Raw genomic sequence first — 26,318 nt, forward strand, 5'->3', positions numbered from 1 at the left:
TCACTTTGTCACGTATTGAAATGAAAAGTAAAACAATTCTCAATAAGGACTGTCGTAACGCTAATCACGATACGATATAACACCAGGACCCCAATTTTTACAATTCAGGCCGCATGAGCACATTCAAACCATTAAAAGCACTCACATCGCGTCGTCAGGTTCTCAAAGCGGGGCTGGCGGCCTTAACGTTAACGGGCATCGCACAGCAGGCTCAGGCTAAAGAAGAGAGCACGCTCAAAACCAGTAACGGACACAGTAAACCGAAATCGAAAAAGCCGGGCGCGAAGCGTCTGGTCATGCTGGACCCCGGTCACGGCGGAATTGATACCGGCGCTATTGGTAAAAACGGTGCGAAAGAAAAGCATGTCGTGTTAGCGATTGCAAAAAATGTGCGCGCAATTTTACGCAGCAATGGCATTGACGCCCGCCTGACGCGTTCTGGCGACACGTTTATTCCGCTGTACGACCGCGTAGAGATCGCCCACCAGCACGGTGCCGATCTGTTTATGTCGATTCACGCGGACGGTTTTACCAACCCGTCGGCGGCGGGGGCTTCGGTGTTCGCCCTCTCCAACCGTGGGGCGAGTAGCGCCATGGCGAAATATCTCTCCGATCGTGAAAACCGGGCGGATGAGGTTGCGGGGAAAAAAGCCACCGACAAAGATCATCTGTTACAGCAGGTGCTGTTTGACCTCGTTCAGACGGACACCATTAAAAACAGCTTGACGCTCGGCTCGCATATTCTGAAGAAGATTAAACCGGTGCATCGCCTGCACAGCAGGAGCACCGAACAGGCGGCGTTCGTGGTGCTTAAGTCGCCGTCAATTCCGTCCGTGCTGGTGGAGACGTCGTTCATCACCAACCCGGAGGAAGAGCGCCTGCTCGGCACCACCGCGTTTCGCCAGAAGATCGCCAACGCCATCGCCTCAGGCATAATCAGTTACTTCAACTGGTTCGATAACCAGAAAGCGCACTCCAGGAAACGTTGATGAAACCCAATGCACAGCTGGTAAAAACATTCCTGCTGCAGCTGCAGGATGAGATTTGCCAGAAACTGGCCGCCGCAGATGGCGGTGAATTTCAGGAAGATAGCTGGCAGCGCGAAGCCGGTGGCGGCGGACGCAGCCGCGTGCTGCGTAACGGTGGCATCTTTGAGCAGGCTGGCGTCAATTTTTCCCACGTCCACGGAGACGCGATGCCCGCTTCCGCCACGGCTCATCGACCAGAACTGGCAGGCCGCAGCTTCGAAGCAATGGGCGTATCGCTGGTGGTTCATCCGCACAACCCGTATGTGCCGACCAGCCATGCCAACGTGCGCTTTTTCATTGCTGAAAAACCCGGGTCCGATCCGGTCTGGTGGTTTGGCGGCGGTTTTGACTTAACGCCCTACTACGGGTTTGAAGAAGATGCCGTGCACTGGCACACCACCGCACGCGATCTCTGTCAGCCGTTTGGGGACGACATCTACCCGAAATTTAAAAAATGGTGCGATGACTATTTTTATCTGAAGCACCGCGATGAGCAGCGCGGCATTGGCGGGCTGTTCTTTGACGATCTCAACACGCCAGATTTTGATACCGCATTCAGCTTTATGCGGGCGGTAGGTGAAGGGTATACCGGGGCCTATCTGCCGATCGTGGCGCGGCGTAAAGATACCGACTACGGCGTGCGCGAGCGCGAGTTCCAGCTTTACCGCCGCGGGCGCTACGTAGAGTTCAACCTGGTATGGGATCGCGGTACGCTGTTTGGCCTGCAGACCGGCGGGCGCACGGAGTCCATTTTGATGTCGATGCCGCCGCTGGTTCGCTGGGAGTACAGCTACGAGCCAAAAGAAGGCAGCCCGGAGGCTGCCCTGAAAGACTTTATTACGATTCGGGACTGGGTGTAATACCGGCAGGCGCAGCGCTTACAGCGGCTGCGTCTGCGCTTCAACCACCGCCAGTGCCACCATATTCACGATACGACGCACCGAAGCAATCGGCGTCAACACGTGCACTGGCTTCGCCACGCCCATCAGCACCGGTCCTACGGTGACCCCTTCAGAGCTGGAGACACGCAGCAGGTTGTAGCTGATGCGGGCCGCTTCCACGTTCGGCATAATCAGCACGTTTGCAGAACCTTTCAGCGGACTGTCCGGCATGCGTTCGTTACGAATGCTCTCCACCAGCGCAGCATCACCGTGCATCTCGCCGTCAATCATCAGTTCCGGCGCACGCTGACGAACCAGCTCCAGCGTCTGGCGCATTTTGCACGCCGCCGCTGATTTTGACGAACCGAAGTTGGAGTGCGACAGCAGCGCCACCTTCGGTTCAATACCAAAGCGACGCACGGTTTCTGCCGCCATCACGGTGATCTCCGCCAGCTCTTCCGGGCTCGGATCGTCGTTAACGTAGGTGTCGGCAATAAAGGTGTTGCCGCTTGGCAGCAGCAGCGCGTTCATCGCCCCGGCGGTGTGGACCCCTTCGCGATAGCCGAAGATCTCCTGCACCACGCTGAAGTGCTCGTGGTAATCACCGATCGTGCCGCAGATCAACGCATCCGCTTCACCGCGGTGGACCATGATCGCCCCGATCACCGTGGTGTTGCTGATCACGGCCTTTTGCGCCTGCTCCTGGGTGATCCCGCGACGTTTCATGATCGCGTAGTATTCGTTCCAGTACTCTTTAAAGCGCGGATCGGATTCGTTATTAACGATCTCAAAATCCACACCCGCTTTGATCTGCAGCCCCAGCTTCTGAATACGCATCTCGATAACGCTCGGACGACCGATCAGGATTGGCTTCGCCAGACCTAAGGTGATCAGCTCCTGCGTAGCATGCAGAACGCGCGCCTCTTCCCCTTCCGCCAGCACCACGCGTTTCGCGTCGGCACGCGCCTGGGAGAAAATGGGCTTCATAAACAGGTTGGTTTTGTAGACAAACTCGGTGAGCTTATCGACGTAAGCATCGAAATCTTTGATGGGGCGCGTCGCCACGCCGGAGTCCATTGCCGCCTTAGCAACCGCCGGGGCGATTTTGACAATCAGACGCGGGTCGAATGGTTTTGGAATGATGTAGTCCGGGCCAAAGCTCAAATCCTGGTCACCATACGCCGAGGCGACCACTTCGCTCTGCTCGGCGTGCGCCAGTTCCGCAATGGCATGAACGGCCGCGAGCTTCATCTCTTCGTTGATCGCCGTCGCCCCCACGTCCAGCGCCCCGCGGAAGATGAACGGGAAGCAGAGAACGTTGTTCACCTGGTTCGGGTAATCGGAACGACCGGTACAGATAATGGCATCTTCACGCACGGCTTTTGCCAGCGGCGGCAGAATTTCCGGCTCCGGGTTTGCCAGCGCCAGAATCATTGGCGCACGCGCCATTTTCTTCACCATCTCCTGGGTCAGCACTTTCGGGCCTGAACAGCCAAGGAAGATATCCGCGCCGTCAATCACGTCCTCCAGCGTGCGTTTACCGTCGTCTTCTACCGCGTAGGCCGCTTTGGTTTCCGCCATGTTCGGCTCACGGTCCTTGTAAATAACGCCTTTGGAGTCGCAGACCACAATGTTGTGCTTCTGCATGCCCAGCGCCACCAGCAGGTTCATACAGGCGATTGCCGCCGCGCCTGCGCCGGAGACCACCATACGCACGTCAGAGAGATTTTTCTCAACCACACGCAGACCGTTCAGAATGGCCGCGGTGCTGATAATCGCGGTACCGTGCTGGTCATCATGGAACACGGGAATGTTCATACGCTCGCGCAGTTTCTGCTCGATATAGAAACATTCCGGCGCTTTGATGTCTTCGAGGTTGATCCCACCGAAGGTCGGTTCCAGCGCGGCAACCACGTTGATGAATTTATCAGGATCGAGCTCATCCACTTCGATATCGAACACGTCAATACCGGCAAATTTCTTGAACAGAACGCCCTTGCCTTCCATCACGGGCTTACCGGCCAGCGCACCAATATTGCCTAATCCCAGCACCGCCGTCCCGTTAGAGATTACGGCGACCAGGTTGCCACGCGCGGTGTATTTATAGGCTGCCAGCGGATCTTTTTCGATTTCGAGGCACGGCGCCGCGACGCCGGGTGAGTAGGCCAGCGCCAGATCGCGCTGAGTCGCCAGCGGTTTTGTCGGGGAGACCTGAATTTTACCTGGGACAGGGAACTCGTGGAAATCGAGAGCACTCTGTTTTAACTGATCATCCATCTTATTTTTCCTTTCACGTATCGGTCAAAAGGGTGACGTTTGCGATCCTGAAGCACACCCTGGTGTGCCGCCTAGTATCGCCGCAGGCAGCCACATAAACTTTGAAGGCTGCCAAACTCTCACCATTGCAGAATAAAAATTGTTATCAATTTATAACAACCATGTTACCCGTCTCAGAAAGCAATGCCTCCCCCGTCTGCTATGCTTTTTTGTTAAGTCCATCATGATTTTCGCAGAAGTGTGAACTAACGCACTCGAGTAACTCTTTTATTTCCAAGGAGTAATTATTTATGAACCAACTAGACGGCATCAAACAATTCACTACCGTGGTCGCCGACAGCGGTGATATCGAGTCGATTCGCCACTATCAGCCCGAAGATGCGACCACTAACCCTTCGCTGCTGCTCAAAGCGGCCGGTCTTGCTCATTTTAGTCATCTGATTGATGACGCTATCGACTACGGTAAACAGCGCGGTAAAACACAGGAGCAGCAGGTCGCCGAAGCGAGCGACAAGCTGGCCGTTAATTTCGGTGCGGAAATTCTGAAAAGTATCCCGGGACGCGTCTCTACCGAAGTTGACGCCCGTCTCTCCTTTGATCAGGAGAAGAGCATCACGAAAGCCCGCCGCCTGGTTGAGCTCTACCAGGAGCAGGGCATCGATAAATCGCGCATTCTGATTAAACTGGCCTCAACCTGGGAAGGGATCCGCGCGGCGGAAGTTCTGGAAAAAGAGGGGATCCATTGCAATCTGACGCTGCTGTTCTCCTTTGCGCAGGCGCGCGCCTGTGCCGAAGCCGGCGTCTTCCTGGTGTCTCCGTTCGTCGGGCGAATCTATGACTGGTATCAGGCTAAACAGCCGATGGATCCGTACGTGGTGGATGAGGACCCGGGCGTGAAATCGGTGCGTAATATCTACGACTATTACAAACAGCACCGCTACGAAACCATCGTGATGGGCGCCAGCTTCCGCCGTACCGAGCAGATCCTCGCCCTGGCAGGCTGTGACCGCCTGACCATCTCCCCTAACCTGCTTAAAGAGCTGCAGGACAAAGAGGAGACGGTTATCCGCAAACTGGTGCCCACATCAACCGTTCTCCCCAAACCTAAAGCCATGACCGAAGCGGAATTCCGCTGGGAGCACAATCAGGACGCAATGGCCGTCGAAAAACTGGCGGAAGGCATCCGCCTGTTCGCCGTCGACCAGCGCAAACTTGAAGATCTTCTTGCCGCCAAACTTTAACCTTGCCACGGAGTGAATTATGTCCCGTAAAGAGCTAGCCAATGCCATTCGCGCCCTCAGTATGGATGCCGTGCAGAAAGCCAATTCCGGCCACCCTGGCGCCCCCATGGGCATGGCTGACATTGCCGAAGTGCTGTGGAATGATTTCCTGAAGCACAACCCGAACGACCCCAGCTGGTACGATCGTGACCGTTTTATTCTCTCTAACGGCCACGCCTCCATGCTGCTCTACAGCCTGCTGCACCTTTCCGGCTACGACCTGCCGCTATCCGAGTTAAAAAACTTCCGCCAGCTGCACTCAAAAACGCCGGGCCACCCGGAGATAGGCTATACGCCGGGTGTGGAGACCACCACCGGGCCGCTCGGCCAGGGGTTAGCCAACGCGGTCGGGCTGGCGATAGCCGAACGCACGCTGGCGGCGCAGTTTAACCAGCCAGACCACGAGATTGTCGATCACTACACTTATGTGTTTATGGGTGACGGCTGTCTGATGGAGGGGATTTCTCACGAAGTCTGTTCGCTGGCGGGCACGCTGGGGCTGGGCAAGCTGATCGGATTTTACGATCACAACGGTATCTCCATCGACGGGGAGACCAAAGGCTGGTTTACCGACGACACGGCAAAACGATTTGAGGCCTACCACTGGCACGTAGTGCATGAAATTGACGGCCACGACCCAGAAGCGGTGAAAAAAGCGATTCAGGAAGCGCAAAGCGTGAAGGACAAACCATCCCTGATCATCTGTCGCACCACCATCGGTTTCGGCTCACCGAACAAAGCGGGTAAAGAGGAAGCCCACGGCGCGGCGCTGGGTGAAGAAGAAGTGGCGCTGACCCGGCAGAAACTGGGCTGGAAATACCCACCGTTTGAGATCCCGAAAGAGATCTACCGCGAGTGGGACGCCCGCGAAGAGGGTGAAAAAGCCCAGCACGCGTGGAATGAAAAATTTGCTGCCTATCAAAAAGCCCACCCGGAACTGGCCGCTGAATTCTCGCGTCGCATGAGCGGTGGCCTGCCGGAGGACTGGGATGCGAAAACCCAGGCGCTGATTGAAAATCTGCAGTCTAACCCGGCGAAAATTGCCACCCGTAAGGCCTCGCAAAACACCCTGAACGCCATCGGCCCCCTCCTGCCTGAACTGCTGGGCGGCTCCGCGGATCTGGCTCCAAGTAACCTGACCATCTGGTCTGGCTCAAAATCGCTGAAAGAGGATATTGCCGGGAACTATATCCACTACGGGGTGCGTGAGTTCGGGATGACCGCCATTGCCAATGGCATCGCCCATCACGGCGGGTTTGTGCCCTACACTGCTACCTTCCTGATGTTCGTTGAGTATGCCCGTAACGCGGCGCGTATGGCGGCATTAATGAAAGCGCGGCAGATCATGGTCTACACCCACGATTCGATTGGTCTGGGTGAAGACGGTCCCACGCACCAGGCCGTTGAGCAGCTGGCGAGCCTGCGTTTGACGCCAAACTTCAGCACCTGGCGTCCGTGCGATCAGGTCGAAGCGGCGGTTGGCTGGAAGCTGGCGGTTGAGCGCCACACGGGGCCAACGGCATTAATTCTGTCGCGGCAAAACCTGGCCCAGATTGAACGCACGCCGGAGCAGGTAAAAAATATCGCCCGCGGCGGGTACATCCTGAAAGACAGCGGCGGCAAACCGGATGTCATCCTGATTGCTACCGGTTCTGAGGTGGAAATTACCGTGAAGGCCGCGGAAAAACTGACCGCCGAAGGTCATGCGGTACGCGTGGTATCCCTGCCGTCCACCGACATTTTTGATGCTCAGGATGAGGCCTACCGTGAATCGGTCCTGCCCTCTAACGTCGCAGCCCGTGTGGCCGTCGAGGCGGGTATCGCCGACTACTGGTACAAATATGTCGGGCTCAAGGGTGCCATCGTCGGGATGCGTGGGTACGGCGAGTCGGCGCCTGCCGACAAGCTGTTCCCGTATTTTGGCTTTACCGTTGAGAATGTGGTTGAGAAGGCGCTGAGCGTAATTTAGCGCGTGATCCACAACGTGGGCCAGGCATCTGGCCCATTCCAGTTATCGCAGCTGGGCTCTTCTGCATAACGCACCAGGCGGAAACGCTGGCCGTCAAAACGCCAGCGCGTCTGGACCCCACAATCGCCAATACCGCGCCCCAGCGCGAGCGTAGTCAGCTCGCGCGTTTTCTCATCAAAGCGGGTATTCATCAATTCGATTTCACTGCTATCGTCTGCAGGGGTGAAAGGCAGACGCAGCCTTACATTGCGGGAAGAAAACGGCTTTTTGCGCGATACCAGCCAGGCCAGATCGACCGTGTTATACGCCCCCGCCTCACAGCTAATAATCAGCAATGCTTTTTCATCGGTTAACGCGGTGACGCGCACTTCACGGCGGTTAGGATCGAGCGAGCACTGGCTGTTGTTCATCCGCCAGGTGCCATAATCCAGCAGGTCGTTCAATTCGGCGTGGGAGAGCGGCGTCGGCGTCGGATTGACTACCGCCACCTTTTTTAAGGCGGGTGCAGGCGGCACGCTTAACGGCGGATCGTCACCTTTTTTTATCCAGGCCGTTTCACTCCCGACACGTTTCTGCTGCGCGTCAATAAACAACAGCGCGGCTTTCAGGCCGTTCAGAGAGATAACCTGGTCACCACCGCGCAAGGTCAGGGCTTTTCCTTCCTGGATATTTTTCAGAAACGCCGTGATGGTGGCGGCATCATCACTTTTCAGATGCCACGGGGTTAACTGCCAGTGCTGCCGATCCAGCTTGAGAGGAACCTTATCCAGCAACAACCGTGGCGCAATATCCGCTTCTTTCACTGCAGGGTCAGCAAGGCCGCCGAGATCGATACGCAGCGTAGCGTCGGTTTTCGCGCCGGCACTGCGGCTGAGCGTCATGACCAGCCCCCGGTGTTCACCGGTATTGCGTGCGAGGCAAAAATTCTGGTTATTGCAGGTCACCTGCCAGTCAGAAAATAATTGCTGGGCAGGCGCAGCCCACACCTGCGAGGAGGTGAGCACGCAAAACAGGCAGAGAAGAGAGACGCAATAGCGCATGAATGGCACAATCCCGGAACGAAAACGCTTAACTGGGCTGTATCTTCGTGTTCCCGCCCGGGTTGCTCAATCGGATTTATCGGATAGATTTATCCGAAATACAATCTATCACCGTTCGAAAGAGGAGTTCATCAGCCCGGTCGTTTGAAGATACTGTAGTAATATCACAGCTTTACCATCCCTGATTTCCCCGGCATGCATCATCTCCAGCGCCCGGGAAAACGGCAACTCCAGCACTTCAATATCTTCATCTTCCACGCCACCGCCGCGGTGAGTACGCTGCGCATCGCTGTATTCCGCGATGAAGAAATGGACGATTTCCGTCACGCCGCCAGGCGACATAAACAGCTCGAAGACCTTTTTGACCTCTCCCACTTCAAAGCCAGTCTCTTCGACGGCCTCTTTGCGGATGCACACTTCCGGCTCGTCGTCATCAAGCAGGCCCGCACAGGTTTCAATCAACCTTCCGTCAGGGTTGCCATTGACCCATGTTGCTACCCTGAACTGACGGATCAGCACCACACTCTGCTTTTCACGGTTATAGAGCAAAATGGTGGCGCCATTGCCGCGGTCATAGACCTCGCGTTTATGGCGGATCACTTCACCGTTATTACGGGTTAAATCGTAAGTGATGTTACGCAGGACAAAGTAGTTTTCAGAAAGGATTTTGTCTTTGATAACGTCAATTTTCAGGGTCATACGGGCTCCACGACACAATGAGTCTTCCTATAGTACGCCGTGAAACCCGCTTTGTCGCCCGCCTGGTTTAGTGCATTTTCGGCACACTGACCTCAAGCCAGTCGAGGATCCCCCGCGCCGCATGACGCCCTTCCGCCATCGCCGTCACCACCAGATCAGCGCCGCGCACCGCATCACCGCCGGCGAAAATTTGCGGGTTAGACGTCTGGTAACGATAGCGGCTTTCCACCGAGGCAATGATTCGCCCCCAGTCATCGGTGTTGACGCCCTGACTCTCCAGCCAGGGCATGGCATGTGGGTTAAAACCAAAAGCCATAATCACCGCATCGGCCGGCATGACAAACTCGCTGCCCTCCACCGGGACGGGTCGACGACGCCCCTGCGCATCCGGCTCTCCCATCCGGGTGCGCAGCATCCGGATGCCGTTAACCTTGCCGTCAGCAGCAAGGGTCAATTCAACGGGCTGGACGTTAAATTCAAATGCGGCTCCCTCTTCTTTCGCATTCTTCACCTCTTTTTTCGAGCCCGGCATATTGGCTTCATCCCGGCGATAGGCGCAGGTGACTTTTGCCGCGCCGTGACGTAACGCGGTGCGCACGCAGTCCATTGCGGTATCGCCCCCGCCCAGCACCACCACATTGAGTCCACGGGTGTCGATAAACGGTTCGTTGGCCGTCGCGTCCAGCCCCATGACGTGGCGCGTGTTCCCCACCAGGAACGGCAGCGCATCGTAGACGCCCGGCGCATCTTCATGGGGGATGCCTGCTTTCATCGAACGATAGGTTCCCACGCCAATGAACAGGGCGTCGTAATCTGTTTGCAACTGAGACAACGACACATCGCTGCCCACGTCGCAGTTCAGCTCGAAGTGAACCCCCATCGCAGTAAAAATCTCTCTGCGTCGTGCGAGCAGGGATTTATCCAGCTTAAAGGCCGGAATGCCGAAGGTCAGCAAGCCGCCGATTTCGGGATGCCTGTCATAGACCGTCACGCTCACTCCGCTGCGCACCAGCACATCCGCGCATGCCAGTCCGGCAGGCCCCGCGCCGATAATCGCGACGCGTTTTCCCACCGAAGAAACGCCAGACATATCCGGTCGCCAGCCCAACGCCAGCGCCTGGTCCGAGATGTAGCGCTCGAGGTTGCCAATGGTCACCGACCCTGACGCATCGCGCACGGTGCAGGCACCTTCACATAACCTGTCCTGCGGGCAGACCCGGCCGGTAATTTCAGGTAAACAGTTGGTCTGATGAGAAAGTTCGACCGCGCCGAGGATGTCACCGGCGTTAATCCGTTCAATCCACTGCGGAATGTGGTTGTGCAGCGGGCAGGTCCATTCACATATGCTGTGCTCTCCGCATTTCAGGCAGCGCGATGCCTCGCGTCTGGCCTGTTCGGTCCGAAACGGCAGGTATATTTCATTGAAATGGCCAACCCGCTCTTCGGCAGCCAGTTTGTCGGGTTCGCCGCGTGGCGGTGTGCTGTGCATCTGCTGCAGTTTGGTGGGTGCCGTCTCCTCGCTGACTGCCTCACTGTGCCAGGGCTGCGCCTCCAGCCTGGCGGTGCGCTGACGGCGCGATTTTGCCAGGTTATCCAGCACGTCTGGCGTCGCCAGCGTCAGCATATCTGCCGGGCAATTTTCGATACAGGCCGGGCCCTGCGGGCGGGTCAGGCAGAGATCGCATTTATACGCCGAGGCTTTTGCACTGCCGTTGTCGAGTGGCGTAACGATAATCTCCATTGTGCCGAAGGGACAGGCAACCACGCAGGCTTTACAACCGATGCATTTTTGTTGATTCACCTGTACGCTGTCATCGCGTTTGCTGATGGCGCCGTTCGGGCAACTGAGTGCACACGGGGCATTTTCACAGTGGTGACAGGTGACGGGGCTGTTCTGCGCGCCAGAGTTAAGGACCGTAATACGGGGATGGAAATGGCGCTCGCTCAGGACATGTTGCTCATCATTATGCGCCATTACGCAGGCAACTTCGCAGGCGTGGCACCCAATACATTGCTGGCTGTTAGCCATAATAAAACGATTCATAACGACACCTGTTTTTGGTTCAATAACCTTATTCTTTGTATGAATATGGTATTTACTCATCACAGCGTCGTCAGGCAATGTTCAATTGCCCGGAATGCCAAACTATTTCCAGTGAACCTGTGGCAGATCAATTTTATTCAGGAAGCCGTTCTGTGACCGTTAAACGCCCTGTTTCCGCAAGCCTGGCCTGGGCTTTCTTTTCGATGATTGTGTTATCCGTTCTGACCAGCACCGTCGCGCTGCTGACGCTTGCCAGCAGCCAGCGTGACGCCGAAGCCATCAATATTGCGGGTTCACTGCGTATGCAGAGTTACCGGCTGGGCTATGAGATGCAGCGCAACAGCCCTTCCCTGACACAGCATCGCCAACACTGGCAACACACCCTGAGCGCACCTGCACTACAAAAGCTGAACCGCTGGTACGTGCCGGACGATGTCATACAGCGCTACCAGCAGCTGCATCTGGCCTGGCAGGAGATGGATACGCACATCGCCCGCGGCGATCTCGCGTGGTATCAAACCCATATCGAAGATTTTGTTGGCCGTATTGATGCCTTTGTGCTCGCCCTTCAGCACTATACCGAACATAAAATTCAGACGGTGACCCTGCTCTCTCTGGCTGGCGCGCTGGGGATCCTGCTGCTGACGGTGTTTACCCTGCGAGGCATCCGTCGCCAGGTGGTCTTGCCGCTCAACAATCTGGTCGCCGCAAGCGAACGCGTTGAACGGGGGCAATTTGATACCCCGGCACCGGATACCGCTTTGCCGAATGAACTCGGTCAGCTGTCCCGCGCCTTTAACCATATGTCGGCGGAGTTACACACCCTCTATCGCTCGCTTGAAGATTCGGTTGCGGAAAAGACCCGGCACCTGAACGAGGCGCATCAGCAGCTCGAAATGCTGTTCAAATGTTCGCAGGCGCTCAACACCGGACAGATAGACAGCCACTGTTTCCGGCATATATTGCAAATCGTCCATGAATACACCCGGATGAATTATCTGGAGTTACGGACCAGCGACGACTGGCGTCTGTGTGAAGGGAGTGAGGCAGCCGACATGCCGCTGCAAAACCTGCCGGTGCTGATGCAGGACACGCTCTACGGCGAGCTGCGCTGGCAGAGCGAGACGGACAGCGTCCCGCTTCCGCTGATGAGAAGCGTGGCGACAATGCTCGGGCGCGGGCTTTACTTCAACCAGGCGCAAAAGCATTACCAGCAGTTGCTGCTGATGGAGGAGCGCGCGACGATTGCCCGCGAACTGCATGATTCCCTCGCGCAGGTGTTGTCGTATCTGCGGATCCAGCTTGCGCTGCTTAAGCGTGCCGTACCGCAAGAGAATGCCCCGGCGCAGACCATCATCACCGACTTTTCCCGCGAGCTTAACAATGCCTGGCATCAGCTTCGCGAGCTGCTCACCACCTTCCGCCTGACGCTCAACCACGCTAACCTGCCGGCAGCCCTTCAGGAGTCACTCGACGGCCTGCAGAGCCAGACGCAGGCAAAGCTGCATCTTGACTGTCGCCTCTCCTCGCTGGCCCTTGACGCACAAAAGCAGGTGCATCTGCTGCAGATCGTGCGTGAAGCGGTGTTGAACGCAATCAAGCACGCGCAGGCCAGCGAGATCACCGTAAGCTGTATCACCGCCGTGGACGGCACGCACAGCGTGAGCATTCGCGACAATGGCATCGGGATTGGCGAAGCCAGCGAGCCGCCGGGACATTACGGGCTGAATATAATGCGTGAACGCGCGGAACGGCTCGGCGGTACCCTGCACTTTTCGCAGCCACAAAATGGGGGAACGCAGGTGAGCGTGACATTCCCTTCGTCGCTGGCGTTAACAGGTAAATAACCGTAAAGGGGGCAGCGCAGAGAAACGCGCATGATAATTTACATTATCTCCTTTATTTCTCCACGTTTGGTCTTCGTCTTGCCGCTAAAGTGGTGCGGGCAATAAACAATAATGACGTGCAGCAAAACGAGGTCAATTTTTCATGGCGAATTTTTTCATCGATCGCCCCATTTTTGCCTGGGTACTTGCCATTCTGTTGTGTCTGACAGGTGTCCTGGCCATTACTTCACTTCCCGTTGAGCAATACCCCGATCTGGCACCTCCTAACGTGCGTGTCACAGCAAACTATCCCGGCGCCTCGGCACAGACGCTGGAAAATACCGTGACGCAGGTTATCGAGCAGAACATGACGGGTCTGGATAACCTGATGTACATGTCCTCACAAAGCAGCGCCACGGGCCAGGCGACGGTGACCCTGAGCTTTACGGCCGGGACTGACCCGGACGAAGCGGTGCAGCAGGTACAAAACCAGCTGCAGTCAGCCATGCGAAAACTGCCGCAGGCAGTGCAGAATCAGGGCGTTACCGTACGTAAAACGGGGGATACCAATATTTTGACCATCGCGTTTGTCTCCACCGATGGTTCCATGGATAAGCAGGATATTGCGGACTACGTTGCCAGTAACATTCAGGACCCGCTCAGCCGTATTAACGGCGTAGGGGATATCGACGCCTACGGGTCACAATATTCAATGCGCATCTGGCTCGATCCTGACAAGCTGAACAGCTTCCAGATGACGGCGACTGACGTGACGGACGCCATCAAATCGCAGAACGCCCAGATTGCCGTAGGGCAGCTGGGAGGAACGCCTTCCGTCGAAAAACAAGCCCTGAATGCCACCATTAACTCGCAATCGCTGCTTCAGACTCCGGAACAGTTCCGCAACATCACCCTGCGCGTGAATCAGGACGGTTCAGAAGTGCGGCTGGGCGATGTCGCTACGGTGGAAATGGGCGCGGAAAAGTACGACTACCTGAGCCGCTTTAACGGTAATCCCGCCTCCGGCCTGGGGATTAAACTGGCCTCCGGCGCAAATGAAATGGCGACGGCGAAACTGGTGTTAGACCGACTGGACGAGCTGTCGAACTATTTCCCTCACGGCCTTGAATACAAAGTCGCCTACGAAACCACCTCCTTCGTTAAAGCGTCGATTGAGGATGTGGTGAAGACCCTGCTGGAAGCCATCGCGCTGGTCTTCCTGGTCATGTACCTGTTCCTGCAAAACTTCCGGGCGACGCTGATCCCGACCATAGCCGTCCCCGTGGTCCTGCTGGGCACCTTCGCGGTGCTTTACGCGTTTGGCTACAGCATCAACACGCTGACGATGTTTGCAATGGTGCTGGCAATTGGCCTTCTGGTGGATGACGCCATCGTGGTGGTTGAAAACGTCGAGCGCATCATGAGCGAGGAAGGCCTTTCCCCGCGCCAGGCCACGCGTAAATCGATGGGGCAAATACAGGGCGCGTTAGTCGGCATCGCCATGGTGCTTTCGGCGGTCTTTATCCCGATGGCCTTCTTTGGCGGCACAACCGGTGCTATTTACCGCCAGTTCTCGATAACCATCGTCTCGGCAATGGTGCTTTCGGTACTGGTGGCGCTGATCCTGACCCCTGCGCTCTGCTCTACCCTTCTTAAGCCTTTGCACAAAGGCGAGCAGCATGGTCAGAAAGGGTTCTTCGGCTGGTTTAACCGCATGTTTAACCGCAATGCCGCGCGCTATGAATCCGCTGTCGGTAAAGTGCTGCACCGCAGCCTGCGCTGGATGCTGATTTACGTAGTGCTGCTGGGTGGAATGGTCTGGCTATTCCTGCATCTGCCTACCTCGTTTCTGCCAATGGAGGACCGGGGAATGTTCACCACCTCCGTGCAACTTCCGAGCGGCGCGACGCAGCAGCAGACGCTGAAAGTGGTCGAAAAAGTCGAACAGTACTTCTTCACCCAGGAGAAAGATAATGTGGTGTCGGTCTTCTCCACCGTGGGCTCTGGCCCGGGTGGTAACGGGCAGAACGTTGCCCGTATGTTTGTACGCCTGAAGGACTGGGACGAGCGCGACACAAAAACGGGGACCGCGTCGGCCATCATTGAACGCGCCACCCACGCGTTTACGAAGATCAACGAAGCGCGCGTCTTTGCCAGCAGCCCACCGGCCATTAGCGGGCTGGGCAGTTCTGCCGGGTTTGACATGGAGCTGCAGGATCACGCCGGTGCAGGCCACACGGCGCTGATGGCGGCGCGCGATAAGCTGTTAGCGCTGGCGGGCAAAGACGCTGACCTGACCCGCGTTCGTCATAACGGCCTGGATGACAGCCCGCAGCTGCAGGTGGATATTGATCAGCGTAAGGCGCAGGCTCTGGGTGTTTCCATCGACGACATTAACGACACCCTGCAGACGGCCTGGGGCTCAAGCTATGTGAATGACTTTATGGATCGTGGGCGTGTGAAAAAAGTGTATGTCCAGTCCGCCGCGCCGTTCCGTATGTTGCCGAATGATATTAACCGCTGGTTTGTTCGTAATAATGCTGGCGGGATGGTGCCGTTCTCGGCGTTCGCCTCGTCGCACTGGGAGAGTGGTTCGCCGCGTCTGGAACGCTATAACGGCTATTCGGCGGTAGAAATCGTCGGTGAAGCCGCGCCGGGCGTCAGTACCGGTACCGCCATGGACACCATGGAGAAACTGGTGCAACAGCTGCCTGCCGGGTTTGGGCTGGAGTGGACGGCGATGTCTTATCAGGAGCGGCTCTCCGGGGCACAGGCGCCTGCGCTTTACGCGCTTTCCCTGCTGGTGGTCTTCCTCTGTCTTGCCGCGCTGTATGAAAGCTGGTCCGTTCCGTTCTCGGTCATGCTGGTGGTGCCGCTTGGCGTCATCGGTGCGCTGCTGGCGACCTGGATGCGCGGTCTGGAGAATGATGTGTACTTCCAGGTAGGGCTGCTCACCGTGATCGGCCTGTCGGCGAAAAACGCGATCCTGATTGTTGAGTTTGCCAACGAGATGAATGCCAAAGGCCACGAGCTGATGGCGGCCACACTGCACGCCTGCCGTCAGCGCTTGCGTCCGATCCTGATGACGTCGCTGGCATTTGTCTTTGGGGTATTACCGATGGCAACCAGCACCGGTGCGGGCTCCAGCAGCCAGCATGCGGTAGGTACAGGGGTGATGGGAGGCATGATTTCGGCAACCGTCCTGGCCATTTATTTTGTGCCACTGTTCTTTGTGCTGGTGCGTCGCCGCTTCCCGCTGAAGGAACGTCCTGAATAACAGTGCGTAATAAAAAAGGCGGCTCTCAGGGCCGCCTTTTAGGGTGTGTGATTAATTCACACTATGGTTATTTTACTTATTTAAGTGCTCTTGCAATTCTTACTGAATGTCATTTACGAAGCATGCCTTCGATAAAATCTTTCCAGTTCCCCAGTTCACGTTCAATCATAACTACCTCTCTTATTATTATGCGCATTCTACGAAAACGTATCATCATTGTGAAGACCGTCTAACCTATCGCTGTGATTGTACCCCGCTACTGTCAGGGATTTATGATAAATATGAACGCAGGGCCTTAAATTTTGTGTGACGCTCAGCAATATTTTGAAATAACCATACAGGCAGGTGAGATTTAAATTACCGCCTGAGTTCATTAGCATTTTCGGTCTTATGGACATCTATGCTTAAATGATGAAAGAATATTCAGCGTACAGTTGTGAGTTGAATTAAGAAGAAGTGTAAATCAAGACAATTCCTGAATGTGTTATATTCCACTTAAGGATATATCTTCGAAATTACTGAACATTTAATCATCATAAGAACAAAAGGATTCACCATGGTTGTGATGTACGGCATTAAAAATTGCGACACCATCAAAAAAGCACGCCGCTGGCTGGAAGCGAACAACGTGGAGTACCGTTTCCATGACTATCGCGTTGACGGGCTTGATGCAGAATTTCTGCATACCGCTATCAAGGAACTGGGTTGGGAGGCGCTGCTGAATACCCGTGGTACCACCTGGCGTAAACTGGATGAAGCCGTCCGGGCTGGCATCAACGACGCCGACAGTGCCGCCAAACTGATGCTCGAAATGCCGGCAATCATCAAACGCCCATTGCTCTGCGCGCCCGGGCAGCCTATGCTGCTGGGTTTCAGTGAAACCCTTTATTCCGACTTTTTTCGTTGAGGTGTAGTTTATGTCATGCCCGGTCATTGAGCTGACTCAGCAGCTTATTCGCCGTCCCTCCCTTAGCCCGGACGACGCAGGTTGTCAGGCATTAATGATTGAGCGCCTGCGTGCCATCGGTTTCACCGTTGAACGCATGGACGTTGGCGACACCCAGAACTTCTGGGCGTGGCGCGGTCAGGGCGAAACGCTGGCCTTTGCCGGACATACCGACGTCGTTCCCGCAGGTGATGCGGATCGCTGGATCAACCCGCCGTTTGAACCGACCATCCGCGATGGCATGTTGTTCGGGCGCGGTGCGGCAGACATGAAAGGCTCGCTGGCGGCGATGGTCGTGGCGGCAGAGCGCTTCGTTGCCCAACATCCGAACCACAGAAACCGCCTCGCGTTTCTGATCACCTCTGACGAAGAAGCCAGCGCCCATAACGGCACCGTGAAGGTCGTTGAGGCGCTGATGGCCCGCAATGAGCGTCTCGACTACTGCCTGGTCGGCGAGCCGTCCAGTACGGAAGTGGTGGGAGACGTCGTCAAAAATGGTCGCCGTGGTTCGCTGACCTGCAATTTGACCCTTCATGGCGTTCAGGGGCACGTTGCCTATCCACACCTGGCCGATAACCCGGTCCATCGCGCGGCACCGATGCTGAATGAACTGGTGACCATCGAGTGGGACAAAGGCAATGAGTTCTTCCCGCCGACCAGCATGCAGATTGCAAACCTGAAGGCCGGTACCGGCAGCAACAACGTGATCCCGGGTGATTTCTTTGTCCAGTTTAACTTCCGCTTCAGCACTGAACTGACCGATGAGATGATCAAAGCGCGCGTTATCGCGCTGCTGGAAAAATATAATCTGCGTTACACCGTGGACTGGTGGCTTTCCGGCCAGCCGTTCCTGACCCAGCGCGGCAAACTGGTGGATGCGGTAGTGAACGCCATCGAGCACTATAATGAAATTAAGCCACAACTGCTGACGACAGGTGGCACCTCAGACGGACGCTTTATTGCCCGGATGGGGGCCCAGGTTGTCGAACTGGGGCCGGTGAACGCAACCATTCATAAAATAAATGAATGTGTGAATGCTGCTGATTTGCAGCTGCTGGCCCGTATGTATCAACGAATTATGGAGCAACTCGTCGCCTGACGAACGCTCTGAGAGGAATAGCGAATGGACTGGCTTTCAAAGTACTGGTGGATTCTGGTGTTAGTGTTTCTGGTCGGCGTGTTACTTAACGTCATTAAAGATCTTAAGCGCGTTGATCACAAAAAGTTTCTCGCCAACAAACCGGATCTTCCACCGCATCGTGATTTTAACGATAAGTGGGACGATGATGACGACTGGCCGAAGAAAGACCAGAAGAAGTGATTCTCTGTCCCCTCTCCTGTGGGAGAGGGGGCTACATCACATAAACTCGACGATATCATCGTCATTTGGCTTGCCGCCGCTGAGCGCTTCATCAAAGTAGTGCTTCGGTACGGTATAACGCAGATGATCGAGCGCAAACTGCATGCTGCGGTCATCAATCGCGTGCCCCAGATCGTCTACAATATCCAGCGTCACATCCCCGCCTTCGCGGATCAGTGCTTCCTGCGCGGCAACTGCATGCGAAAGTTCAATCACACGGTCTTCACCACCGTGGATCAGATGGATCGTGGTCTGCGTCGTCGCGCGTTGCGGTAACGTCGCAAAGCGACCGTTAAAAGCAATCACACGCGACACCAGACCTGGCTGCGCTTTTACGCTCTCCAGGGACATGATAGACCCCTGCGAAAAGCCAATCAGCGCGGTCGCATCGGCACCAACGCCGCTCTGCTGCTGCCAGTAACGCACGGTGTCGATAAAGACAGGCATGACGGCGTCAATACGTGCCTGGCGGTTCTCTTCCGTAACGCCCTGAACGGAGAACCACTGCCGTCCGTTCGGACCACACGGCTCCACTCCGCCAATACTGACAATCAGCGCCTGCGGAAATACCGGGGCAAACCAGCTGCCAATCTGGCCCATATTGACGGCGTTATCGCCAACACCATGAAACAGAAGCAGTAACTGTTTAGCCGGTTTATCAGGGCTTTGAACAACAAAATGATCGTGTTTCATGGCGGTCTCCTTATTTGATGGCCTGGATTCTACGCCTCTCAGGAGGAATGACCATGCCACTTTACTGAAGAAGTCATTGAAAAAATTGCCATTGCAAAATGTCGTCTTTCAGCTGCTGACAGCGTGCAGATTCAAGGCTTTCAAGCGCTTGCGCCGTTTCACTGCGAAGCCTGGCCAGTAACGCTTTTCGCCCCGAAAGAAGCAGTTCAGCGCTGAGCCGGGCGTCATCACTTCTCGCCTCCACTTTCCCGCGCAGGGCGGGCAGCGGCATGTCCACGCTTAGCAGCAACCGCGTTAACGCCGCGACGGAGGTAGAAAACGCGCGGTGGGCAAAGGCAAAGCCCGCCAGCTCCAGCCAGTCGTCACTATTAAGGGTAGCCTCCCAGCCATCGTCCACCGGGATCTTTTCACCGTTCAGGGCCGATAACACGCGCGCATCGCGGCGCAGTCGCTGATGCGCCTGCTCACACAGCTGTCGCCCCGCGTCGCTGAGCGGCAGCAAGGCCATTGCGGTATAACAGCCGCTGCTGGCTTCGCGATGGCTGCCCATGCGCACCAGCACAAAGCCGCATCGCTGCCAGAAACGCCACAGTTCATCGGTATAGCCAAAGCTCACCGACAGGTAATCCTCGCCGCTTGCGTTGCGGATCAGCGCCTGTCCGATGCCTTCCCGTTGACGACGAGGATGTACCGCTATTCGGGTCACCCGTCGGCCTTTGAGCGTTGCCGCCAGCGGGGAGCCGCCATGCGCGGCAAGGGACTGCGCCACCAGGTTCCCGCGAGGACGGCGGAACCCCGCCCAGACGGCACGGCTGAGCTGCGCCGTTAATCCCCCCTCTTCCACCAGCCAGAGCGCCCCGGCAATGACAGAGTCCGTTTGGGCGACGGCGAAGTGCTGGCCGGGCGCGTCCATCATGCGGCGTAAATCAAGCGGTGAGGTGCGATAATGTGCCGCACAAAGCAGCTCATACACACTCGCCGCCAGCGCCGGGTTGCTCGCCCATGCTTCCGGAGCCAGAGAGGTCAACTGTATGGCGCCTGTTGGGCTGCGATCGATAAGCGTATCGTCAAACAGCAGTGCGCTGGCGACGACCCGCTCAAGAGGACATCCTGCAGCCCAGCGTACCGGGGTTGATAAGGTATACCGCTGCAACCCGCTGAACCGGCTACAGAACTTAAGCAGAAAGCCTCTTCCAGTTCCTTCGTAACCCTGCACCGTTGTGGTCAGCAGGACGCACGGGAAACGGTCGACCAGCTTTTCAAGCAGCGGTCCGGGGATGGCAGCGGCTTCGTCGACAATCAGCCAGTCGGCCTGCTCTTCAGAGGCCAGCAGCGCGTCCGGGGCCATAAAGTGAAAACGTTCGCCGGCAAAACGGGCGATAACCTCCGTCGCACCTTTTGATGGCGCGGTGACAATGGCACTGCCCTGCGTGCGGCTCAACAGCATGCCCGCCAGCGCAGACTTCCCGCGTCCGCGCGGGGCCGTAACGGCCACAACGCCGCGTTTCATGGCCAGGAGTGCTGCCAGGATCTCAGCCTGCTCGCGCTGCGGCGCACCGCTGGCAGGCTGCCAGTCAGGGGCGTCGGATCGTGCAGGAAGCGATAAAGGCTGGTGCTGAAGCCAGACTATCGCCTCGGGATCCTCGGCAATCGTCCGGCAAAAGTGGTGAATAAAATTTGGCGTGGCGATGGGTTCGGCGCTGTCACTCCAGCGCAGTGAATCGCTATCAGGTTGTTCCGCCCACACGTCAGGGGGCGGTACCAGCAGCACCAGAAGGCTACCGGCACGCAACGTCCCGCTCAGGGCCGCAAAGGCTGAGACGTCAAACCCGGCGCGGGCATCAAAAATTGCGTGCCGAAACTCGCGTCCCAGCAGCCCGCTGATAGCTCTGGACGCGTTATCCGCCAGCCACAGCCAGTCTCCGGGCAAGGCATCACGCAGGGCTGATGCCTGCGTGAATGTCCACTGCTCATCGCCGCTCAGCACCACCAGCCGACGATGACCTTTGTGCTCAAGCTCGCGAATCAGATGTTCAAACGCCACCATTACATGGCTTTGCCGAAGGTATTACACTGCGCCGGGTCACCGCTGTCGAAACCGCGTTTGAACCAGCTGTATCGTTGTTGTGACGTGCCGTGAGTAAAGCTGTCCGGCACGACGCGGCCCTGGCTCTGCTGCTGAAGACGATCGTCACCGATAGCCTGCGCGGCATTGAGCGCCTCTTCCAGGTCACCGGATTCCAGTACGCCCTGCTGCTGCATGTTGTGCCCCCAGACGCCCGCGAAGCAGTCCGCCTGCAGTTCCATGCGTACGGAAAGACGGTTTACCTCAGCCTGAGAGGCGTTTTGCTGAAGCTGGCGTACTTTGGGTTCTATCCCCAGCAGTTTTTGCACATGGTGCCCGACTTCATGCGCAATGACGTAGCCCTGGGCAAAATCGCCGTCAGCGCCAAGCTTGCGTTTCATGTCATCATAGAAAGAGAGATCGATATAGACGGTGCTGTCTGCCGGACAGTAGAACGGCCCCATCACCGACTGTCCGGTGCCGCATCCGGTACGGGTGGCGCCACGGTACATCACCAGCTTGGGTTGCTGATAGGTACGCCCCATTTTCTCGAACAGCTGACCCCAGGTTTCTTCTGTGGTGGCGAGAATAACGGAGGTAAATTTGGCCGCTTCATCCTCGTTCGGGCTGATTGAACGCTCAGAATGCTGCTGTTGCTGCAGAGGCTGGCCGGTCATTAAACCGGTCAGATCGACACCGTAGTACCCCGCGACCAGTACCACAATCAGCAGAATAATCCCGCCCTTTCCGCTGGGTAACCGGAAGCCAGGCCCACCCATTGAAGGACCGCCGCCGCTATCGCTGCGCCTGTCTTCTACATTGTCACTTTCACGACGCCCTTGCCAGCGCATAACCACCTCGAACTATTCCATTAATAATAGCTATGATCGTAGGCGGTTAACGGCAAGATTACCATAGGAAACAAGGGTAAGACGCCAAAGGATATACATATCCTTTGGCGATGAGGGAGTTAGTCGAGCTTAACGCCTAAACGGTGAGCAACCGCTTCGTACGCTTCAATCAGGCCACCCAGGCTCTGACGGAAACGGTCTTTGTCCATTTTATCCAGCGTTTCTTTATCCCACAGACGGCTACCGTCCGGAGAGAACTCATCACCCAGAACCACTTCGCCTTTGAACAGGCCGAACTCCAGTTTGAAGTCGACGAGGATCAGACCCGCGTCATCAAACAGTTTTTTCAGCACGTCGTTGGCTTTGTAGGTCAGCTCTTTCATGCGCGCCAGGTTCTCTTTATTTACCCAGCCGAAGGTTTCGCAATAAGAGTCATTGACCATCGGATCGTGCATGGCATCGTTTTTCAGGAACAGGTCAAAAAGCGGTGGATTCAGCTCAATACCTTCTTCAATACCAAGACGCTTCACCAGGGAGCCTGCTGCGCGGTTACGAATGACGCACTCAACCGGAACCATATCCAGTTTTTTCACCAGACATTCCGTATCGGACAACAGCGCTTCCATCTGGGTCGGGATACCCGCTTCGGCCAGTTTGGTCATAATGAAGTGGTTGAACTTGTTGTTCACCATGCCTTTACGATCGAACTGCTCAATGCGTGCGCCATCCCCTGCTGACGTATCATTGCGGAACTCGAGCACCAACAGATCCGGGTTTTCCGTGCTGTATACGGTCTTCGCTTTGCCACGATACAACTCAGCTTGCTTCTGCATCTTCATTACTCCTGGTGTGATGATTGGTGTTCAAAACTGGGGATATTATGCCACGCACACGTTTGCGTAGCACGAAAATAAAAAGGGCTGGATTAACCAGCCCTCGTATTTATTTGCTGAATGCAGCCTGGAAGACGGCCACCAGCGCATCGTTCTGCGACTGGGTCAGCGTGTGGCCTTTCGGATCGATAAACTGCAGACTGCTGCGGTTATCGAGGTCACCTACCTGAATCTTGTAGTCGCCGGAAGCCAGCTGTGGATCGGTGGCGCCCAGTTCCTGCCATGCACTGTCAGACAGCGGCTTATAGGTTGCCGTCATGCTCCCGGTTGAACGGGTGCTGTCGGTCACTTTCATGCCCACTTTTTCCAGCGTCGCTGGCAGGCGCTGCCAGGTCTGGTTAAACGGTGCACGCACAACCAGCATTGGCAGACCGGTGTCATCCGCACCGCTCTGAACGTCAAACGTCGCGCCGTTGCGGCTCTGCGCTGCGTTAGCGGCGTCGCTGGCGTTCTTATCCAGACCCGCGGCAATCACGTTCAGCATTTCAGTGCTATAACGCTGCATTGATGCGGCATCCGCAACCGGTTTACCCGCCTGCTCCAGGTTCAACAGCTTAACGGTAACCGCCTGCTGATAACCCTGAGGTTTAACGGAGACTTGATAACGCCCACGGTACTGCTGATCTTCGTCCAGACGGTTCCACTCGATCCAGTCGGTGGTTAAGGTCTGGCTGGCATCATCGCGTTTATCGATGGTGTAGTTCTTCGCCTGAATGACGCTCACAACCTGCGGCCACAGGGTGGTACCGCGGGCGCTTTCAACCAGCAGCGACGCCGTATCACCGGTGAACTGGGTACGCGCCCCGCTCACCAGCGCCAAAGGCTGTGCTGGCGGACGAATATCGAGCGCTTTACCGACCAGGCCGCTGCCGTTGGTCACGGGAATATTGTAATCGCCGTTCTGAATCGGCAGGATCATACCAGCCGGTGCGTGAAGTTCAGCAAGCGGGGTCGCATCCAGATAGGATTCATCACCGCTCACCTGGCGCTTGTAGCGCGAGTCTGAACTACAGGCAGCGAGCAGCATAACAAGCGAAACACTCGCAACCTTCGCCAGGCGCGACTTCTGTACTGAATAAGCCATCAAATCTCCCTAAACTCTACAGCAAACCGGCATGCTTCAGCGCTGCCGTGACAATTTCACGACCGTGGTCGGTAATCGGTGTCATTGGCAGACGCAGCGTATCGGTTGCTACAAGTCCCAACTCCTTACACGCCCATTTCACGGGGATCGGATTGGGTTCGACAAATAATTTATTATGCAACGGCATCAGACGCTGATTAATCACGCGAGCTTCATCAAAGTGACCGGCAGCCGCCAGTTTGCACATTTCAGCCATATCGCGGGCCGCAACGTTCGCCGTTACGGAGATCACGCCATGGCCACCGAGCTGCATAAAGTCCAGTGCGGTCGCATCATCGCCGCTCAACAGGATAAAGTCGTCTGAAACCAGCTCTTTGATCTGATGAACGCGGCTTAAGTTCCCTGTCGCCTCTTTAATCCCGATAATATTTTTTACTTTCGAGAGACGACCAACGGTTTCCGGCAGCATATCGCAGCCAGTACGGGACGGCACATTATACAGAATTTGTGGCAAGTCAGTATGTTCTGCGATGGCTTTGAAATGCTGGAACAGACCTTCCTGAGTAGGACGGTTGTAATAAGGGGTCACCGTCAGACAGCCCACGATGCCGCTGTCGTTAAAACGTTTGGTCAAACTGATAGCTTCTGCCGTGGCGTTAGCGCCTGTCCCTGCGATGACCGGGATACGCCCGTCAGCCAGTTCCAGGGTCAGCATCACCACATCGCCGTGCTCTTCGTGGCTTAGCGTTGCAGATTCACCGGTAGTCCCTACCGAAACGATCGCCGAGGTTCCATTGGCGACATGGTAATCAATCAGCTTCTTCATGCTTGACCGGCAGACATTACCTTTTTCATCCATCGGTGTAACAAGCGCGACAATACTTCCCGTGAACATGAGCCATCCTCTGTGCGAACAAGAGCCTCAATGGTACGTTTGGAACTGTAATAAAAGCAAGCGACCTGAGGCCCTCAGGCGGTTGTATGCATGTTTTTTTTATGCTTTCCTTAGGAAGACTTAACCATGCAAAGGAAGAACAGGTTTGACAACCTCATCACAACATTACCTGGTTATCACTGCGCTGGGTGCTGACAGGCCGGGTATCGTGAACACCATCACCCGCCATGTGAGCAGCTGCGGCTGTAATATCGAGGACAGTCGTCTGGCTATGCTGGGCGAAGAGTTCACGTTTATTATGCTGCTGTCCGGGACATGGAATGCCATTACCCTTATCGAATCGACCCTGCCGCTCAAAGGTGCGGAGCTGGATTTGCTGATCGTGATGAAACGCACCACTGCTCGCCCACGTCCGGCCCTGCCCGCGACCGTCTGGGTGCAGGTTGAAGTCCCCGATTCCCCCCATCTGATTGAGCGCTTCACCGCGTTATTTGACAGCCATCAGATGAATATTGCCGAACTCGTTTCCCGAACGCAGCCGGGTGACGGCAGCGCCATTCCCACCCTTTTTATTCAGATTACCGCGCACAGCCCTGCCTCGCAGGATGCGTCAAATATCGAGCAAGCGTTCAAAGCCCTCTGTACAGAATTAAACGCGCAAGGCAGTATAAGCGTCGTCAATTATTCGCAGCATGAACAGGATGGAGTTGAGTAATGAACCCACTGAAAGCCGGTGACATCGCACCGAAATTTAGCTTACCTGACCAGGATGGTGAGCAAGTAAATTTGACCGACTTCCAGGGACAGCGTGTTCTGGTCTATTTTTACCCGAAAGCCATGACCCCGGGCTGCACCGTACAGGCCTGCGGCTTACGCGACAACATGGACGAGTTGAAAAAAGTCGGCGTGGAAGTGCTGGGTATCAGCACCGATAAGCCAGAAAAGCTGTCACGATTTGCTGAAAAGGAGCTGCTTAACTTCACGCTGCTTTCTGACGAAGACCACCAGGTATGCGAGCAGTTTGGCGTCTGGGGCGAGAAGACCTTTATGGGCAAAACCTACGACGGCATTCACCGTATCAGCTTCCTGATTGACGCTGAAGGTAAAGTTGAACATGTGTTTGATGACTTCAAAACCAGCAACCACCACGACGTGGTGCTGAACTGGCTCAAACAAAGCGCCTGATCGTTGGGCCGCGGCTTCGCCTGAC

Annotated in this window: 22 protein-coding genes; 11 read left to right on the forward strand and 11 right to left on the reverse strand. The window is 56.0% G+C overall.

What is annotated here, in order from left to right; translation table 11 throughout:
* The first annotated feature begins 113 nt into the window (after positions 1-113).
* Together amiA and hemF are read left to right on the forward strand one after the other, a co-directional pair.
* On the forward strand, positions 114-989 hold the full coding sequence (gene amiA / locus JTA15_RS11445) for an N-acetylmuramoyl-L-alanine amidase AmiA (protein WP_014171098.1): 876 nt from the start codon (positions 114-116) through the stop codon (positions 987-989).
* On the forward strand, positions 989-1,888 hold the full coding sequence (gene hemF, locus JTA15_RS11450) for an oxygen-dependent coproporphyrinogen oxidase (protein WP_219372307.1): 900 nt from the start codon (positions 989-991) through the stop codon (positions 1,886-1,888). The genes amiA and hemF overlap by 1 nt, the downstream gene beginning before the upstream one ends.
* Before the next feature lie 18 nt (positions 1,889-1,906).
* Here the strand turns inward: hemF and maeB are convergent, their stop codons facing one another.
* A complete protein-coding gene (maeB, locus tag JTA15_RS11455) occupies positions 1,907-4,186 on the reverse strand; it encodes an NADP-dependent oxaloacetate-decarboxylating malate dehydrogenase (RefSeq protein ID WP_014171100.1) in 2,280 nt (759 codons plus the stop codon).
* Between the two features lie 290 nt (positions 4,187-4,476).
* Between maeB and tal the strand changes: the two genes are divergently transcribed.
* Positions 4,477-5,427 carry a transaldolase gene (tal, locus tag JTA15_RS11460; RefSeq protein ID WP_014171101.1) on the forward strand — a complete coding sequence of 317 codons (951 nt, stop codon included), beginning with the start codon at positions 4,477-4,479 and terminating at the stop codon, positions 5,425-5,427.
* Between the two features lie 19 nt (positions 5,428-5,446).
* On the forward strand, positions 5,447-7,435 hold the full coding sequence (gene tkt / locus JTA15_RS11465) for a transketolase (protein WP_025203492.1): 1,989 nt from the start codon (positions 5,447-5,449) through the stop codon (positions 7,433-7,435).
* Here the strand turns inward: tkt and JTA15_RS11470 are convergent.
* The 3 genes from JTA15_RS11470 to aegA form a co-directional block, all read right to left on the reverse strand.
* Positions 7,432-8,475: a DUF1176 domain-containing protein gene (locus tag JTA15_RS11470; RefSeq protein WP_219372308.1), complete on the reverse strand. Its 1,044-nt coding sequence runs from the start codon at positions 8,473-8,475 to the stop codon at positions 7,432-7,434. The two genes, tkt and JTA15_RS11470, sit on opposite strands and share 4 nt — an antisense overlap.
* A 108-nt stretch (positions 8,476-8,583) precedes the next feature.
* Entirely contained in the window at positions 8,584-9,174 is a 591-nt protein-coding gene (gene nudK, locus JTA15_RS11475) for a GDP-mannose pyrophosphatase NudK (protein ID WP_219372310.1), read from the reverse strand.
* A 67-nt stretch (positions 9,175-9,241) separates the two neighbouring features.
* The gene (gene aegA / locus JTA15_RS11480) at positions 9,242-11,218 is read right to left on the reverse strand and encodes a formate-dependent uric acid utilization protein AegA (RefSeq protein WP_219372311.1); all 1,977 of its coding nucleotides are present in this window, start codon (positions 11,216-11,218) and stop codon (positions 9,242-9,244) included.
* Positions 11,219-11,370: 152 nt separating this feature from the next.
* On the opposite strand from aegA, the gene narQ reads away from it, so the two are divergent.
* Both narQ and acrD read left to right on the forward strand, forming a co-directional pair.
* The gene (narQ, locus tag JTA15_RS11485) at positions 11,371-13,065 is read left to right on the forward strand and encodes a nitrate/nitrite two-component system sensor histidine kinase NarQ (RefSeq protein ID WP_219372312.1); all 1,695 of its coding nucleotides are present in this window, start codon (positions 11,371-11,373) and stop codon (positions 13,063-13,065) included.
* A gap of 142 nt (positions 13,066-13,207) precedes the next feature.
* A complete protein-coding gene (gene acrD, locus JTA15_RS11490) occupies positions 13,208-16,321 on the forward strand; it encodes a multidrug efflux RND transporter permease AcrD (RefSeq protein ID WP_014171108.1) in 3,114 nt (1,037 codons plus the stop codon).
* 109 nt (positions 16,322-16,430) lie between these two features.
* Here acrD and ypfM read toward each other — a convergent pair whose 3' ends face one another.
* Positions 16,431-16,490 (reverse strand): protein YpfM, encoded by a 60-nt coding sequence (gene ypfM, locus JTA15_RS11495; RefSeq protein WP_015572204.1) that lies wholly within the window; start codon positions 16,488-16,490, stop codon positions 16,431-16,433.
* Positions 16,491-16,877: 387 nt separating this feature from the next.
* On the opposite strand from ypfM, the gene JTA15_RS11500 reads away from it, so the two are divergent.
* Genes JTA15_RS11500 through JTA15_RS11510 form a run of 3 tightly spaced genes read left to right on the forward strand, consistent with a single transcriptional unit; the run spans position 16,878 to position 18,588 of the window.
* Positions 16,878-17,228, forward strand: a complete 351-nt coding sequence (locus JTA15_RS11500) for an ArsC family reductase (RefSeq protein ID WP_014171109.1) — start codon at positions 16,878-16,880, stop codon at positions 17,226-17,228.
* A gap of 10 nt (positions 17,229-17,238) precedes the next feature.
* Positions 17,239-18,366 (forward strand): succinyl-diaminopimelate desuccinylase, encoded by a 1,128-nt coding sequence (gene dapE, locus JTA15_RS11505; RefSeq protein ID WP_014171110.1) that lies wholly within the window; start codon positions 17,239-17,241, stop codon positions 18,364-18,366.
* Between the two features lie 24 nt (positions 18,367-18,390).
* Positions 18,391-18,588, forward strand: coding sequence for a YpfN family protein (locus JTA15_RS11510; protein WP_014171111.1), 198 nt, complete (start codon positions 18,391-18,393; stop codon positions 18,586-18,588).
* 36 nt (positions 18,589-18,624) lie between these two features.
* On the opposite strand, the gene ypfH is transcribed toward JTA15_RS11510, so the two are convergent.
* The 6 genes from ypfH to dapA form a co-directional block, all read right to left on the reverse strand.
* The gene (gene ypfH, locus JTA15_RS11515) at positions 18,625-19,320 is read right to left on the reverse strand and encodes an esterase (RefSeq protein ID WP_032680517.1); all 696 of its coding nucleotides are present in this window, start codon (positions 19,318-19,320) and stop codon (positions 18,625-18,627) included.
* Between the two features lie 73 nt (positions 19,321-19,393).
* Entirely contained in the window at positions 19,394-21,367 is a 1,974-nt protein-coding gene (locus JTA15_RS11520; RefSeq protein WP_219372313.1) for a tRNA(Met) cytidine acetyltransferase TmcA, read from the reverse strand.
* The gene (locus JTA15_RS11525) at positions 21,367-22,236 is read right to left on the reverse strand and encodes a neutral zinc metallopeptidase (RefSeq protein ID WP_020883068.1); all 870 of its coding nucleotides are present in this window, start codon (positions 22,234-22,236) and stop codon (positions 21,367-21,369) included. Before JTA15_RS11525 ends, JTA15_RS11520 begins: the two co-directional genes overlap by 1 nt.
* A 119-nt stretch (positions 22,237-22,355) precedes the next feature.
* The gene (purC, locus tag JTA15_RS11530) at positions 22,356-23,069 is read right to left on the reverse strand and encodes a phosphoribosylaminoimidazolesuccinocarboxamide synthase (RefSeq protein ID WP_008501631.1); all 714 of its coding nucleotides are present in this window, start codon (positions 23,067-23,069) and stop codon (positions 22,356-22,358) included.
* Between the two features lie 109 nt (positions 23,070-23,178).
* Positions 23,179-24,213, reverse strand: a complete 1,035-nt coding sequence (gene bamC, locus JTA15_RS11535) for an outer membrane protein assembly factor BamC (protein WP_020883067.1) — start codon at positions 24,211-24,213, stop codon at positions 23,179-23,181.
* Positions 24,214-24,229: 16 nt separating this feature from the next.
* Positions 24,230-25,108, reverse strand: coding sequence for a 4-hydroxy-tetrahydrodipicolinate synthase (gene dapA, locus JTA15_RS11540; protein WP_014171117.1), 879 nt, complete (start codon positions 25,106-25,108; stop codon positions 24,230-24,232).
* Positions 25,109-25,253: 145 nt separating this feature from the next.
* Here dapA and JTA15_RS11545 point away from each other — a divergent pair, with 145 nt between their 5' ends.
* Positions 25,254-25,823 (forward strand): glycine cleavage system transcriptional repressor, encoded by a 570-nt coding sequence (locus JTA15_RS11545; RefSeq protein WP_014171118.1) that lies wholly within the window; start codon positions 25,254-25,256, stop codon positions 25,821-25,823.
* Positions 25,823-26,293: a thioredoxin-dependent thiol peroxidase gene (gene bcp, locus JTA15_RS11550; RefSeq protein ID WP_219372314.1), complete on the forward strand. Its 471-nt coding sequence runs from the start codon at positions 25,823-25,825 to the stop codon at positions 26,291-26,293. The genes JTA15_RS11545 and bcp overlap by 1 nt, the downstream gene beginning before the upstream one ends.
* Positions 26,294-26,318: the final 25 nt, after the last annotated feature.

The organism is Enterobacter sp. BIDMC 29 (genome assembly GCF_019378755.1).
Taxonomy (GTDB): domain Bacteria; phylum Pseudomonadota; class Gammaproteobacteria; order Enterobacterales; family Enterobacteriaceae; genus Enterobacter; species Enterobacter ludwigii.

What these genes read in the sequence shown, in the direction of transcription:
- amiA (WP_014171098.1), top strand. Translation starts at nt 114, where the DNA reads ATGAGCACATTCAAACCATTAAAAGCACTCACATCGCGTCGTCAGGTT.
- hemF (WP_219372307.1), top strand. Translation starts at nt 989, where the DNA reads ATGAAACCCAATGCACAGCTGGTAAAAACATTCCTGCTGCAGCTGCAG.
- maeB (WP_014171100.1), bottom strand. Translation starts at nt 4,186, where the DNA reads ATGGATGATCAGTTAAAACAGAGTGCTCTCGATTTCCACGAGTTCCCT.
- tal (WP_014171101.1), top strand. Translation starts at nt 4,477, where the DNA reads ATGAACCAACTAGACGGCATCAAACAATTCACTACCGTGGTCGCCGAC.
- tkt (WP_025203492.1), top strand. Translation starts at nt 5,447, where the DNA reads ATGTCCCGTAAAGAGCTAGCCAATGCCATTCGCGCCCTCAGTATGGAT.
- JTA15_RS11470 (WP_219372308.1), bottom strand. Translation starts at nt 8,475, where the DNA reads ATGCGCTATTGCGTCTCTCTTCTCTGCCTGTTTTGCGTGCTCACCTCC.
- nudK (WP_219372310.1), bottom strand. Translation starts at nt 9,174, where the DNA reads ATGACCCTGAAAATTGACGTTATCAAAGACAAAATCCTTTCTGAAAAC.
- aegA (WP_219372311.1), bottom strand. Translation starts at nt 11,218, where the DNA reads ATGAATCGTTTTATTATGGCTAACAGCCAGCAATGTATTGGGTGCCAC.
- acrD (WP_014171108.1), top strand. Translation starts at nt 13,208, where the DNA reads ATGGCGAATTTTTTCATCGATCGCCCCATTTTTGCCTGGGTACTTGCC.
- JTA15_RS11500 (WP_014171109.1), top strand. Translation starts at nt 16,878, where the DNA reads ATGGTTGTGATGTACGGCATTAAAAATTGCGACACCATCAAAAAAGCA.
- dapE (WP_014171110.1), top strand. Translation starts at nt 17,239, where the DNA reads ATGTCATGCCCGGTCATTGAGCTGACTCAGCAGCTTATTCGCCGTCCC.
- JTA15_RS11510 (WP_014171111.1), top strand. Translation starts at nt 18,391, where the DNA reads ATGGACTGGCTTTCAAAGTACTGGTGGATTCTGGTGTTAGTGTTTCTG.
- ypfH (WP_032680517.1), bottom strand. Translation starts at nt 19,320, where the DNA reads ATGAAACACGATCATTTTGTTGTTCAAAGCCCTGATAAACCGGCTAAA.
- JTA15_RS11520 (WP_219372313.1), bottom strand. Translation starts at nt 21,367, where the DNA reads ATGGTGGCGTTTGAACATCTGATTCGCGAGCTTGAGCACAAAGGTCAT.
- JTA15_RS11525 (WP_020883068.1), bottom strand. Translation starts at nt 22,236, where the DNA reads ATGCGCTGGCAAGGGCGTCGTGAAAGTGACAATGTAGAAGACAGGCGC.
- purC (WP_008501631.1), bottom strand. Translation starts at nt 23,069, where the DNA reads ATGCAGAAGCAAGCTGAGTTGTATCGTGGCAAAGCGAAGACCGTATAC.
- bamC (WP_020883067.1), bottom strand. Translation starts at nt 24,213, where the DNA reads ATGGCTTATTCAGTACAGAAGTCGCGCCTGGCGAAGGTTGCGAGTGTT.
- dapA (WP_014171117.1), bottom strand. Translation starts at nt 25,108, where the DNA reads ATGTTCACGGGAAGTATTGTCGCGCTTGTTACACCGATGGATGAAAAA.
- bcp (WP_219372314.1), top strand. Translation starts at nt 25,823, where the DNA reads ATGAACCCACTGAAAGCCGGTGACATCGCACCGAAATTTAGCTTACCT.